Annotated in this window: 9 protein-coding genes and 3 pseudogenes; 8 read left to right on the forward strand and 4 right to left on the reverse strand. The window is 68.2% G+C overall.

Annotated elements, in window-relative coordinates; translation table 11 throughout:
* Positions 1–11: 11 nt before the first annotated feature.
* The gene (locus ABZT93_RS34690; protein WP_356112173.1) at positions 12–542 is read right to left on the reverse strand and encodes a hypothetical protein; all 531 of its coding nucleotides are present in this window, start codon (positions 540–542) and stop codon (positions 12–14) included.
* 1,138 nt (positions 543–1,680) lie between these two features.
* Between ABZT93_RS34690 and ABZT93_RS34695 the strand changes: the two genes are divergently transcribed.
* The gene (locus tag ABZT93_RS34695; RefSeq protein WP_356112175.1) at positions 1,681–1,860 is read left to right on the forward strand and encodes a hypothetical protein; all 180 of its coding nucleotides are present in this window, start codon (positions 1,681–1,683) and stop codon (positions 1,858–1,860) included.
* 334 nt (positions 1,861–2,194) lie between these two features.
* On the opposite strand, the pseudogene ABZT93_RS34700 reads toward ABZT93_RS34695, so the two are convergent.
* Positions 2,195–2,721 (reverse strand): annotated as a pseudogene (locus tag ABZT93_RS34700) (IS5 family transposase); the annotation flags it as partial.
* Positions 2,722–2,794: 73 nt separating this feature from the next.
* A complete protein-coding gene (locus ABZT93_RS34705; protein WP_356112177.1) occupies positions 2,795–3,775 on the reverse strand; it encodes a phage tail tip lysozyme in 981 nt (326 codons plus the stop codon).
* Between the two features lie 457 nt (positions 3,776–4,232).
* Between ABZT93_RS34705 and ABZT93_RS34710 the strand changes: the two genes are divergently transcribed.
* Positions 4,233–4,757 carry a hypothetical protein gene (locus ABZT93_RS34710; RefSeq protein WP_356112179.1) on the forward strand — a complete coding sequence of 175 codons (525 nt, stop codon included), beginning with the start codon at positions 4,233–4,235 and terminating at the stop codon, positions 4,755–4,757.
* A 498-nt stretch (positions 4,758–5,255) separates the two neighbouring features.
* A complete protein-coding gene (locus ABZT93_RS34715; RefSeq protein ID WP_356112181.1) occupies positions 5,256–6,416 on the forward strand; it encodes an AI-2E family transporter in 1,161 nt (386 codons plus the stop codon).
* 252 nt (positions 6,417–6,668) lie between these two features.
* Here the strand turns inward: ABZT93_RS34715 and ABZT93_RS34720 are convergent.
* Positions 6,669–7,045 (reverse strand): annotated as a pseudogene (locus ABZT93_RS34720) (response regulator transcription factor); the annotation flags it as partial.
* Positions 7,046–7,077: 32 nt separating this feature from the next.
* Between ABZT93_RS34720 and ABZT93_RS34725 the strand changes: the two are divergent.
* From ABZT93_RS34725 to ABZT93_RS34745, 5 genes and pseudogenes are all read left to right on the forward strand, one after another.
* Entirely contained in the window at positions 7,078–7,275 is a 198-nt protein-coding gene (locus tag ABZT93_RS34725) for a hypothetical protein (protein ID WP_356112183.1), read from the forward strand.
* A gap of 131 nt (positions 7,276–7,406) precedes the next feature.
* Positions 7,407–8,172, forward strand: a pseudogene (locus ABZT93_RS34730) (transposase); the annotation flags it as partial.
* A 385-nt stretch (positions 8,173–8,557) separates the two neighbouring features.
* Positions 8,558–10,846 (forward strand): helix-turn-helix domain-containing protein, encoded by a 2,289-nt coding sequence (locus ABZT93_RS34735; RefSeq protein WP_356112186.1) that lies wholly within the window; start codon positions 8,558–8,560, stop codon positions 10,844–10,846.
* 264 nt (positions 10,847–11,110) lie between these two features.
* Positions 11,111–12,037 carry a hypothetical protein gene (locus ABZT93_RS34740; protein ID WP_356112187.1) on the forward strand — a complete coding sequence of 309 codons (927 nt, stop codon included), beginning with the start codon at positions 11,111–11,113 and terminating at the stop codon, positions 12,035–12,037.
* A gap of 37 nt (positions 12,038–12,074) precedes the next feature.
* Positions 12,075–12,581, forward strand: coding sequence for a peptidase inhibitor family I36 protein (locus ABZT93_RS34745; protein ID WP_356112189.1), 507 nt, complete (start codon positions 12,075–12,077; stop codon positions 12,579–12,581).
* Positions 12,582–12,929 lie beyond the last annotated feature (348 nt).

Raw genomic sequence — 12,929 nt, forward strand, 5'->3', positions numbered from 1 at the left:
GCCGTCGGAGGCTAGAACCTGGTTGGGTCCGGCGTGAGCGTGAGGTAGAGGCCTCCTTGGCTGCTCCAGACCATGCTGGAGCCGTCTGGGGCGAGGTGAATGTCCAGGATACGGGCGCCCAGACTCAAACGGCTGATGGGACGGGGATCGGTGCCGTCCGCCCGGCTGCGGCACAGTAGGACGTCGCCGTGGCGGTCGCCGGACGCGATCAGGATGTCCCCTGTGCGGTGACGGACACCGGCGATCGCGGTGATCGGGTGCGTGTGTCCTGCCGGCCAGCGCTCCGCGACGCCAGCGCGGTCGCTGAGCGGTGTGAGGAAGCCGAGCGTGCCGTCGACGGCGTTGGCTGTGAGCAGCAGCGGGTCCTCCAGACCGGGGTCGATGACGGCCACATGCGCGTCGCCGCCCAGAGCGCTGCTGTCGGCGGGCAGTTGCTGGAAAACGCCGTCTCGTATCGCCCACAACTCGATGCACCCCTCCACGTTGCCGGTGGCCAGCAGCAGGCCCGCACCGCTGGAGGCGAGGGCAAGATCGCATAGCAAGGACTGTCCCTGTTGGGGGCGCCGATCGTGGCAAAGCGGCCGTCCCGGAAGACGTGCTGGGACAGTTCGCCGGAGGTGGCGGCTGTCACCGCTGTCACCGCCCCGCCGAGAGGCTGAGCGGCGGCTAGCAGGGTGAAACCAGCGACCGCGACCGGCCTGCGGCGGATGGCGGGATGCGGGGGAGCGGCGCCCGGCTCGCGCCGGCCGGGCAGCATGATGGAACGCCCGTCGGTACTGGTCGTGTGGATGATGGATGCCACCGCACCGGCTCCTTCACCGATCTCGGTGAAGGATGTCTCGTCCACCGTCCAGACCAGGGTTCCCCGGTCTTCCCGCTGGGTCAGGGCCAGCAGAGAGCCTGCCGAGGTGGGTGTGGATGCTGCGCAGGTGAACCGTAGATCGTCGGCGCCCAGCGGCGTGTCGCGCGGGCTGTGGCGCACCGACCACGCGATGAGCCTGCGATCCTCGCCCACGCTGGCGACCTGTTCACCGTCCGAGCTGTCCAGGGCGATGGCGTCAAGGACCGTGCCTTCATGGAGACGGGCATGGCGCTGCTGAAGATCACCGGACAGCGTGTTCCCGTTTGCGCTGCTCCACAGCCCCACCTGCCCGGCGCCGCCGCCCAGAACGATCCGTGATGCAGCGACATTGAGACTGGTCAACTGCCGCAGCGCTCCGGTCATGGTCACCGCCTCGACGCCTCCGTCCGGCGTCACCGTGAACTGCCATACTGACCCGTCCCCACCGGCCGCCCACACCACGATCTGCTCCCCGTCGAAGTGCACCGACGTCCCCGAGACGGTCCACCCACCGGGAAGGCGCCAGGACGCAGCGACGCGCGGGGCCTGGTGCAGATTGACCAGGACCGTCAGTCCTCCGTCCGCCAGGCCGAGCACCCTCCGCCCACCGTCGGCGGGGCCAGAGCACACGGCCACCGAGGTGACCCGGTCACCCGCCGCATGCTGATGCAGCGCGTGCGCCCGCTCGTCACCCCCCGGCCCACACCGCCACGGCGCCGGATCCGTCGGCGCTCACCGCCACAGCCTGGCCGTCTGGGCCGATACCGAGCCCGATGCCGGTGATCTCCGCCGCATGTATGTCCGCAGCACCGGACCCGCGGGGATGAGGAGACCGCACGATGGGTCTGACGGCCGAAGGCTGCTACGGCGTGAGTCCGCGCCTGGCTGCCGCACTGGATGTGCCAGTACCCGCACTGGAACGGCATCTGGCCAACGCGCCAGCGGTGCGCGAGCGCTTAGTGGCTGTTGTCGTTCCGGTCTTGAGCGATGTTGGTCGAACAGGGGTCTCGGTCGAGTGATCGCGGCGGATGCCGGGTATGGAGAACAGGGCCTCTTGGTAGCTCGGTGGGTGTCTACGCCAACAAGCTTTCCAGGAGGCCCTGTTGTCGCATTTGTACGCCCTCGCGCCGACGGGCCCAGTCCGGTCGCCCCGTCGTGTGACTGTCTCGCGCACCGGTTCGGGAACGCTGCGGACAACGGGACGCGCGATCGGCGCTATCCCACCGACATGACGGACGCGGAGTGGACCGTGGCCCGTCCGCTGCTGCCGGTGCCGGGCTGGCTTCAGGGAGGTGGCGGACGGCCGGAAGCGTACTGCCATCGTGCGATGCTGGACGCGGTGCGCTACCTGGAACGGCCGACCCGGCCGCGGACCGGCGGGATCGCGTCGAGCAGGGGCAATAGCTGGGTGACGTCGTTGCGGTTCCCCCCGGTCAGCAGGACCGCGAGCGGGGTGCCGTGCCCGTCGGTGATCAGATGGTGTTTCGAGCCTGCCCGCCCCCGGTCTACCGGCGACGGGCCTGTCTGGCTCCCCCTTTTAGCGCTCTGACGTGGGAGGAGTCGACCACGCAGCGCGACCAGTCCAGACGCGCAGCCGCCTTGAGCTCGGCGAGTAGAACCTCGTGCAGTCGCTGCCAGACGCCGGCCTCGTTCCAGTCCCGCGGGCGACGCCAGCACGTCATGCCCGAGCCGAAGCCCAGGTCTTGCGGCAGGTACTCCGACTGGATCCCGGTGTGCAGCACGTACAGGATCCCGGACAGCACTTCCCGGTCCGGCAAGGGCTTGCGGCCGGGATACCGGAACCTGCGCTCTCGCTGTGGCAGCAGCGGCTCCAAGTGGTCCCACAGTTCAACCGACACGATCCACGGCGACTTCCCCACACCGGATCGAACGCTCAACTGCCGCTCTGGACACGGCAGCCAGGACCGATCCACCTCATTGTGTTAGCCGTTGTTAGACGTTGGGGACGCGCAGCGCGTCCCAACTGGTCTTGCCGGGGGTGCCGTTGGCGTCGTCGCCTTCGAAGCCGAGGCTCCGCTGCCAGGCGGCGAAGGACTTCACGTCGCCCGGGCCCCAGGTGTCGGCGTTGGCACTGGACTGGTACCGGCTGCAGCCTTCGGCGACGAGCCGCTGGTGCATGGCGGCGATGATCGGCGATCTCTGTCCGGTGTGGAAGAACGACGCACCAGGGAACGGCTCGAAGGTGACGGGGCCGCCACCTGACTGGTAGGCGGTCAGTGCCCTGTTCGATGGTGGGCGACGTTGCTTGAAGACCGTCTGCACGCGGGCGTCGGCGCGTGGCAGCTTGCTGTGGCCGCTGAGAATGGCCCCCGGAATTTCGAAGTTGTAAACGACTTCGTCGCTTGCAGCCTCAACCGACACCGCCTGGTTGGAAAGAACCTGATGGATTCCGGGGTAGCTCGTACGCAATTCGTTGTCGAGATAGTCCAGTTGGGCGTCCATGTTGAACAGGACATCCACCCCGAGGGAGGCTCCGTTGTAAACGTGTCTGAAAAGTCCTGACCGCCGAGAGGAGGAAGTCCACTGGGCGAGACCGACGCCGGGTAGCTTGGGCCCTTGATGAGGTGACTTCCGATCCATGATTTGGACGGCTGTGAAATTCGTGGTCACTCCGGCGAAGTTCTTCGCTCGCATCGGGGTGGATGGCGAGCTGCCCTCGATGCGATTCGGTATGATCGCCGACTCTGCCCACAAGTTCCCGATGATTCCGGCGGCGCCTGCGGGCGGATAACCGTACCGGTCGACTAGTTCCCGCATGCAGTAAAGCATTCGGTCGTCGGCTCCGACCTTTGTCCAGTCGCCATCCGAGGGAAACATCGCGACCGTGGCGGGTGCGTGTCCCAGGCCGTGCCCGGGATGGTTGGCATCGGCTGGAAGATGTCCTGCTTCGATGCTCCAAGATTCGCTGTTCATTTCAGGCTCCTCACGCGAAGCCCGCTTCGCCGTCGTGAGGGCGCACGGCGTCCACCACGGCTGGAGAAGCTGGGTAGGGGAGGACAGAGACATGCCGTCCTCTAGTTGTGAACTGGTGCCACCAGCAGCGATCACCCAGGCCCCTGTTCGAAGCCCAACCCAGTCTCATTCTACTGCGAAGCATCGCAGCCTGCTCTGGATCAGTTTGTGCGGCCATCAGGTGACGGGCGAGTCAGGCAACGAAGGCGTGGGTGCCGCCGCCGGAGTCGGTGCGAATCAGCGTCTGACGCCCCCGCCGAGCCGTTTGGGCAGCTGGGCCGGGGTCGGTTTCGTGGCCTTGTCGGCCAGGTGTGGTGTGGGCCGCCAGCATCCCTGCAGAACAGTGGCCATGGCTGGTTCCCAGATGTAACTGTTTCCCCATCAGGCTGGTGAAGCAGTGGGCCGTAGGCTGCGGCCCATGGAGTCGTTGATGGCTGCCCTCCGCGAGCAGGAAGAAGCTGCCCGTTTTCTCGCTTGGCCGGGTGATTTCGACCTGGACCGAGGCGATCATGCGGAGGAAGTGCACCTCGCCTCGGGCGCCGCGCTTGAGGGGTTCGCCGGCGACGGTGCTGGGGGTACGTACTTCTTCTGCGGTGAAGGTGGCGAGGAACGTCCCATCCTGTATGCCGACTCCGAAGGAGGTGCGGCTCTGATTGCCGTCGGGCTGCACGAGTTGGTGCGGCTTCTGCTGGTCGTCCCCTGGTGGCGCGACTGCCAGACGTTCACGGACGAGGAGAGTCGCGAGTGCGAGGCTGAGTATCTGGAGGACATGCCGGACCTCGTGTCCCGGAGGGACCGCGCTGCCGCAGCCCTTGGCATCGATTTGCCGGAACTGGCCGAAGTCCTGGCTCGCTTGAGGGAAGTAGCCACTCGGCTGGGTGAAGACTTTGTTTTGATCTTCACGCCTGAGGAACACCCGTACGAACCGCTCTTCAGAGTCTGAGAATCAGGCCGCAGTGAGAAAGAGCGCCGGTCCGTGATCGTGGCCCTGAACCTCCAGCCCTCACTCCGATTCGATCACGCGGAAGACGCCGGCCACCAGCGGTCAGGGCGTCGTCCCGCTGAACCAGTCGGGCTGACCCCGGCTCTTCCATCAGATGGGCCCCCGCGGCGATGCCCCGACCCATCCGGGCATAGGCATCGTTGCCGAAGGCCGTGGACCGCCCTCGTAGCAGGTGGCCGCGGCCCTGACCGCGCTCTCCACCGCCTGCGCGGAATGCCCGTCATCCTGCCTGCCACGGCTGACATCGCCCGGCTGCAGCCGTCCGGGGGCAGATGGGGGATGCGTCTTTAGAAGGCGGCTGCTCTGGGGACACGTAGGTGCGTGGTTTCGCTGACGTGAGGCGGTGACGTGCAGGTGAGCGACGCCCTGCGTCGGTCGCGCCGACGTCCGGGCGCGGGCCCCGGCGGCGGTCGTGGCGCCAGTCGTGGTCCGCGGCGGATGCGGTACGTCGTGCTGGGCAGCCGACCCGCGCGCGGAGTCGGGACGGTGGCGGTCGCGCGCAGGGCGGCGACGGCAGTGCGCCCGGCCGTGGACGGCGTGACCGTCAGCCACGGGCTGAAGGTGGGTGCCGCCTACGCGTGGCGGCTGCTGGTGCTCGGGGCGGCCGTGTACGCGGGTTTCGTGCTGCTGGGACGTCTGCAGCTGGTCGCTGTCGCGTTGTTCCTCGCCCTGGTCGTCACCTCCGTACTGCGTCCCCTCGCCGATCTGCTGGCGCGATGGCTGCCGCGGACCCTGGCGGTGGTGGTGAGCGTCGTGGGAAGCCTGCTGGTGCTCCTCGGGCTGCTGGCGCTGGTCGGCGAACTGGTGGCGAGCGAGTGGGGCCGGCTGGGGGAGGAGTTCAGCGGGGGCGTCGGGCGCATCGAACGGTGGCTGCAGGGACCTCCCTTCCATGTGAGTCCCGCGGTGACGTCGAACCTTCAGGACAAGGTGAACTCCTTCGTCTCCCAGCACCGCTCCGTGCTGATCAGCAGCGCCGTGAGCGGTGCCGGACGGCTCGTGGAGGTGCTGACCGCGGGGGTGCTCGCGCTGTTCTGCTCCCTGTTCTTCGTCCATTCCGGCGACCGGTTCTGGAGCTGGTTCCAGGAGTTGCTGCCGCAGCCGGCGCGGGACCCGTTCAACCGCGCGGGCCGTACGGCGTGGCGGACCTTCGCCGGGTACACGCGGGGCATCGTCATCGTGGCGGCCAGCAACGCGGTGCTGGTCGGCGTCGCGCTGTTCGTGCTGCGCGTGCCGTTGGCCCTGCCGCTGACGTTGCTGGAGTTCTTCGCCGCGTTCGTCCCGCTGGTGGGATCGCCCATCGCGTTGGGGGTGGCCACGGTGGTCGCCCTGGCGTCGCGCGGGCCGGTCATCGCGATCGTGGTTCTCGCGCTGATCGTCATCGTCGGCCAGATCGAGGGCCACGTCCTGCATCCGCTGGTGATGAGCTGGGCGGTCCGGCTGCACCCGGTCGTCGTGGCCGTCTCCGTCATCGCCGGCGCCATCCTGGCCGGCGTGGTCGGCGCGGTCGTGGCGGTGCCCATGGTGTCGGTGGCCTGGGCGGTGCACAGGGAACTGCGCGCCCCGCCGACCGTGCAGAAGAATCCGCGACCACGGCCGTGACCTGTCAGGCTCCGGCCGCCGGGTAGGCGTCGGTGTCCACGGTGCAGGACGGCTCGAGGAACGGCAGCACGCAGCCGGGTGCCGGCACGCGAGACTGTTGTCGCAGCGCGGGGCGAGTTCCCGCGCGCTGTCGATACCGCTGCTGCCGAAGCCGGCGGTGGCTTTCAGGTCGTTGCTCACGTCCACGCTCGCGGTGATCGACCAGCCAAGGTCCCTCTTACTTGCGGGCCGGGATGCGAGAAGGTGGAGGCCGACCGCCTCCGCGAGGAGGGTCGGTCCGGAGTCCTTCAGGAGGAAGCCGCAGACGCCGCCGCGCAGCGCACCGTACACGTACTCGTCGAGGTCGAAGGTGGTGACCACGACCACCCGCAGCGGGTCGGCCGCCTCGGGCCGGCCGGCAGTCGGGTGGCCGCCAAGCCGTCCAGCATCGGCATCCGAATGTCCAGCAGGCACACGTCCGGTCGCAGCCGACGGGCCGGCGTCACCGCCTCCTCGCCGTCGGCGGCCTCGCCGACCACGGTGATGTCCGGTTGGGCGTCCAGGAAGAACCGGAAACCGGTACGGACCATCGCCTGGTCGTCGGCGATCAGTACGCGGATGGGCGGGGCGCTGCGAGAGGAAGTCCTCATGGGCTCGACGCCCCCCCCGAAAGGGGATGTCGATGCCGTGGACCGTGCTGCCGGTCACCGCTGCCCCGCGTCACCCGGCGACGTCGCACAGCCAGGTGCCGGGCGTGCCCGGCAAGGCGACGCCAAAGGATTTCTACCGTGTTGTCGACGTCCACGTGTGTAGCCGGACGGCCCGCGTGATGGTGGCGACCCAGCCGCAGAAACCCGCCCCGGTCTTGGCCGGCTGTTGACACCCACCACCCGTCGAGACCATGGCCTCCTTTCACCGCTCCGTGGCGTGCTGTGCGCCACCGACCGGCAAGGCGCGACCGCCGCACCGTCGACGACCTGGCAGGTGTTGCCCGGCTCGCGGACCGGCGGCTTGGTCGCCGAGGGGGTGGTCGACGACATCAGCCACGAGGGCCCGCGGGCCCTGCTCCGCGAGGAGGACGTGTCCTTTCAGCGGGTAAAGACCTGGAAGACCTCCCGCGACCCCGGCTACGCCGCCAAGAAGGCCCGCGTCGAGCACCTCTACGCCATCGCCGACAGCGAGGTCATACCCGAGGAGGGCGAACCCGAAGTCGTCTCATGCCTGGACGAATTCGGCCCGCTCAACCTCCAACCCCACCCCGGACGGCAATGGGCCGAGCGCGGCGGACGGCACAAGGACCCCGACCGCGAACCCCGGCCCAGGCGGCGTGCGACCTACACCCGCCCGCACGGGGTCAGGCACCTGTTCGCCGCCTACGACCTCGGCAAGGACAAGCTCTACGGCCACATCAAGCCGAAGAAGAACCGGACGAGATTTCTGGAGTTCTGCCGCTACCTGCGCAGCCTCTACCCGCTCAACGTCCGCATCGCGATCGTGCTCGACAACTCTCCCCGCACCTGACCACGAAGAGGGACACCCGTGTCGTGACTGGGCCGAAGCGAACAACGTCGAGTTCACCCACACCCCGACCAACAGCTCCTGGTTGAACCGGATCGAGGCCCAGTTCAATGCCCTGCGCTACTTCGCGCTGGACGGCACCGACCACGCCAGCCACAAGGAGCAGGGAAGCATGATCCGCCGCTACATCATCTGGCGGAATAAGCACGCTGCCGACGAACGCCTCCGCGAGGTCTTGAACAGGGCAAACGTTGCCTGATGCGGCACTAGTGGACGCGGATGACGGGGTCCGGCTACAGCTGGTGACCAGGGTGCGGCCGTCCGCGCCGAGGGCCACGTCCATCATCCCCGTCCCTGATGGTCAGCGGTCGGGGTGGTCAGCCCCGCACCGGTGGTGGTGTCCCACAGCCGTACGGTGTCGCCAGAGCCCGGGGCGGCGAGGGTCCGTCCGTACGGGGCGGAGGCCACCTCCTCGGCGCTCCGGCGAGACTGCCCCCGAGGATGCGCGGATAGCACCCGTGGCCACCTCCCGCAGTTGCACCGAACCATCGGCGGAAACGACGGCGTAAACCCGGCCGTCAGGGCTGAAGGCCGTCCCGGGGCCCGGGGCACTGCTGCCGCGGACGCAGAACAGACACGATTCGATGAGATTCGAAAAGAAATCACCCGTTGCTGATCGTCCTGGTAGGAAGGTTCCTGTGGGAGATCACTTCGCCGCGTCGCTTCGGCGGTTGCGATTACGCGTGGGACTGACCCAGGAAGCCCTGGCCGAGCGGTCCGGCGTCTCGGTCAGCACGATTCGTGGCCTGGAGACCGGCCGGCGCCGTAACCCGCAGCTCGCGTCGGTGCGGCAGTTGGCCACAGCGCTCGAACTGCAGCCGGGCGAGCGGGACGAACTGCTGTCCGCGGCGACGGGCGCACCCGAGACCTTGGCCGTTCCGACGCCACGTCAACTGCCCGCATCACCGGCACCGTTCGTGGGGCGGAAGCTCGAACTTGACCGGCTGGACGCCGCATTGCGGGTCAGGCCGGGCCAGGCGGCCACCGTGGTCATCTCAGCGCTCGCCGGCGCCGGCGGAATAGGCAAGTCATGGCTCGTGCTGCACTGGGCTCACCGCAACGCCGACCGGTTCCCCGATGGACAGCTCTTCGTCGACCTGCAGGGCTTCAGCCCGGACAGCGACCCGATGGACCCAGCCGTGGCGGTGCGCGGATTCCTCGACGCGCTGGGCGTCGAGCCCGACCGCATCCCGGCTGCGCCGCACGCGCAGGCAGCCTTGTTCCGCAGCCTGGTGGCGAACAAGCGGATGCTGTTGGTGCTCGACAACGCGGCCGACACCGCCCAGATCACTCCTCTGCTGCCGGGCGGCGATAGTTGCACTGTGGCGGTCACCAGCCGCAACCGGCTGTCGAGTCTGATCACCGGGCACGGCGCCCACCACGTTTCCGTCGACACCCTCACCGACACTGACGCCCGCGCCCTACTCGCCGCCCGGCTCGGCACCACACGCATCGACGCCGAGCCCGCAGCGGTGGGCGAACTCGTCCACTTGTGCGGCGGGTTTCCGCTGGCACTGAGCATCATTGCCGGCCGGGCCCACACCAACCCGCACCTGTTGCTGGCCGAGCTCGCCGACGAACTGCGCGATGACGCACTCGGCGTACTTGATGACGCCGATCCCGCCGCGAGCCTGCCCGCAGTGCTCTCGTTGTCCCACCGCGCATTGAGCGACGTCGAAGCCGACGTGTTGGGGCTGTTAGCGATCGCACCGGGACCCGATATCGGCTTACCTGCTGCCGGCAGCCTCACCGGCCTGGGCCGAAGCAGGACCAGGAGCATATTGCGTCGGCTCGAACAGGCATCGCTGATCAGCCAGGATGCCACCGGCCGCTACCGCATGCACGAACTGATCCGCCGCTACGCCACCACCGCGGACGTGGCCGACGACAAACGCACGGCAGCGCTGCGGCGAGTGCTCGACTTCTACACCCACACCGCCCACGCCGCGGCCCATCTCCTGGATCCGCACCGCGAGCCCATCGAACTTGCCTCTCCGGTACCCGCCCGCCAACCCCAGATCCTGACCGACATCCCGGCGGCGATGGACTGGTTCGAGGCCGAACATCGCAACCTGCTCGCCGCCCAGCGCACCTGCGCCGCACACGCGTTGCACGACACGGCCTGGAAGCTGGCTTGGACGCTGAACGACTTCCACTACCGGCGGGGACACCGCCACGATCAGCTCGCCGTGTGGCAGATCGCAGTCGACTCCGCGAGCCAACTGCCCGACCCCGGCGCCCAGATCCTCACCCACCGGCTCCTGGGCCGCGCCCACGTCGTACTCGGACACCACCAGGAGGCAATCGACGCCCTCAACCAGGCCCTCGCCCTAAGCGAGCAACAGAACGACCGCGCCCTGCAGGCCCAGGCGCATTACACGCTCGCCTCGATCCAGCCGGACGGCCGTCAGGCGCTGGATCACGCCAGACGCGCACGGGACCTCTACCGCGGCCTCGACCAGCCGATCGCTGAAGCCAACGCGCTCAACGCCGTAGGCTGGTACGCCGCGCTCCTCGGCGACCACGACGGCACCGCCCGCGAGCACTGCCAGGCCGCCCTCGCCCTCTATCAGTACCACCGCGACGTGGCCGGCCAGGCGCAAACCCTCGACAGCCTCGGCTACATCGACCACCACAGTGGCCACCACCAGGACGCCATCCAGCACTACCTCCAAGCCATCAGCCTCTATCGCGACCTCGACAACACCTACGAGACCGCCGACACACTCGACCGGCTCGGCCATCCCTACGCTGCCCTCGGCCGGCACGACCAGGCCCGTGCGGTGTGGCGACAAGCCCGCGACCTGTACCGGCAGCAAGGACGCGATCAGGAAGCCGATCAGCTCGAGCGGCAGTTCGACCAAGACGCGTGACGACCGGTCGAACCGGTCACAGGTGAACGGTTCGTGAGCTGTTCGCCCGCCTGCACGCCAACCACGATGGTGCAGGACAGAACGACACTTCGCCCCTCAGAAATGGGCAGGAGTCGCCGCATGCACCGCACGCATTCGTTCACGAGGCCGAACGCATTTCCAGACAAGGGCATGCGGCATCGGTTGGGCAGTGTCAGGAGCGACCCAACTTCGAGAACCGCTGCAGGCCGCTGCTGGCAGGCCGGACCAAAAGGGGACGACTCGATGGGCAACACGAGGGACACCGCGTTCGGACGCCTGTTGCTGGCCGCCGTCTCGGGACTTGTGGTCCTTGCTATGGGCGCCTGCGTCCCGAACGGGAAAGGTCCACAGACGCGGGCAGACGAGCCGGCTGGGATGCAGCCTGCGGGAACGGCATGGCCGTTGACGGCGCGGGAGAAGTCGCTGCTGTACGACGCCGAACAGGCCATGGTGCAAAGCTGCATGGCCCGCAAAGGGTTCCACGTGTGGAAGGTACCCGAGAATCCAGTGCCCGAGGACAAATCGTTCCCCTACGTGGTGGACGACGTGGCCTGGGCCCAGCGGCACGGGTACGGCAGCGACGTGCGGCGGCGCATCGACCGAGTGCGGCGCACTGATCCGAACCGCCGTTACCTGCAAAGTCTGCCGCCGCAGCGCAGGACGCAGGCGGTCGACGCCTACAGCGGAAAAACCGGAGGATTGGAGGTGCGCCTGCCCACCGGCGCCACCGCGGGGCGCAGTACCGACGGCTGCCTGGCGGAGACAGAGGGAAAGCTCTACGGCGGCCTCGGGAAATTGTTCCGGGCCAAGGCGGTGACCAACTCGCTCGCGTCGATCCGCCGGGCCGACGTCTTCGCCGATCCACAGTTCCGCGAATCCACGCGGGAATGGGCGGCGTGCATGCACCGACACGGTCACCGCTACACGGATCCGAGCCGGGCCCGCGCGGCATTCGCCTCGGACAAGGCCAAGGACCACAAAGAGGAAGTGCGTACGGCGGTCGACGAAGCACGGTGCGCACACAGCTCCGGGCTGTCCGCCACCGCGCAGCGGCTGGACGCCCGTTATGACAAGCGCCTGCAGAAGAAGTACCGCGCGGCGGTGGACAGCCGCCTCCAGTTGGAGAGGGCCGCACTTCCGCGGGCCCGCGCCTCTCTGTCCGGTCACTGACCGCGCGACCACGAAAGCCACGATCAGGGAGACAGTCATGTCTGCATCACCCAGGAAGATCGGCACCGGCCTCACGGGGCTCGTCCTCGCGGGCCTGAGCATCCTCGCCTCATCGGGGGTCGCCGGCGCAGCAGAGGCCCCCGCGCCCACCCCCGCCTCGAAGTCCGCCGCCACCACAGCTACCGCCGCGCCGTCGGCAGCGGCCGCCGACGGCTACTTCTACGCCTGGGAGGGCGCGAACAGAACGGGCAAGTACTGCCGCTGGCTCGGCGACGACACCAACTGGACCACCTGCTCGCCCGGTGGGAACATGCGCAACCAGGCAAGCTCGATCGAGAACCGCGGCTACCCGGGCTCCTACCCGAACGTCATGGTCTACTGGGACACCGGCTACGGTGGCACGGACGCCTGCATCGATGCTGGCTGGTACTACGCCGACCTGTCACAGTGGGTTTTCCTGAACCCCGGCTCCGGACAGGGCGAGACCCTGAACGACAACATCTCCTCGCACCAGTGGACCAACGCCATCTGCGAAGGACCGTGAGGTCGGAGGGGACCGAACCGTGCCGGAGGATGTCGGGGACTTCGAGGACGACGTCGTCATGCGCCTGGAACGGGACCCCGGATCGAGGCTGTGGACCCTCACGGCAGCCGCGGGCAGGGGATGCGAAGCCGCATAAGGACGCGACCGGCCGACCGAGGTACTCGCCGGGCTGGTCGACCGGTTCGGACACTGCTGGAGTTCCTCCGCTGCGATTGCGTCTTCGTACAAGACTCCCGGCGCTCGGCCCCGAAGGCTAGGTCGTGTCCGCAAAGTGGTTGGTGCGTTGGTCTGTTTGTGGTGCGTCGTCATGAGCTGACCGATGAATCGTGGGCGGTGATCGAGCCGTTG

Source organism: Streptomyces sp. NPDC005303, assembly GCF_040607335.1.
Taxonomy (GTDB): Bacteria; Actinomycetota; Actinomycetes; order Streptomycetales; family Streptomycetaceae; genus Streptomyces.

What these genes read in the sequence shown, in the direction of transcription:
- ABZT93_RS34695 (WP_356112175.1), top strand. Translation starts at nt 1,681, where the DNA reads ATGGGTCTGACGGCCGAAGGCTGCTACGGCGTGAGTCCGCGCCTGGCT.
- ABZT93_RS34705 (WP_356112177.1), bottom strand. Translation starts at nt 3,775, where the DNA reads ATGAACAGCGAATCTTGGAGCATCGAAGCAGGACATCTTCCAGCCGAT.
- ABZT93_RS34710 (WP_356112179.1), top strand. Translation starts at nt 4,233, where the DNA reads ATGGAGTCGTTGATGGCTGCCCTCCGCGAGCAGGAAGAAGCTGCCCGT.
- ABZT93_RS34715 (WP_356112181.1), top strand. Translation starts at nt 5,256, where the DNA reads ATGCGGTACGTCGTGCTGGGCAGCCGACCCGCGCGCGGAGTCGGGACG.
- ABZT93_RS34725 (WP_356112183.1), top strand. Translation starts at nt 7,078, where the DNA reads ATGCCGTGGACCGTGCTGCCGGTCACCGCTGCCCCGCGTCACCCGGCG.
- ABZT93_RS34735 (WP_356112186.1), top strand. Translation starts at nt 8,558, where the DNA reads ATGAGATTCGAAAAGAAATCACCCGTTGCTGATCGTCCTGGTAGGAAG.
- ABZT93_RS34740 (WP_356112187.1), top strand. Translation starts at nt 11,111, where the DNA reads ATGGGCAACACGAGGGACACCGCGTTCGGACGCCTGTTGCTGGCCGCC.
- ABZT93_RS34745 (WP_356112189.1), top strand. Translation starts at nt 12,075, where the DNA reads ATGTCTGCATCACCCAGGAAGATCGGCACCGGCCTCACGGGGCTCGTC.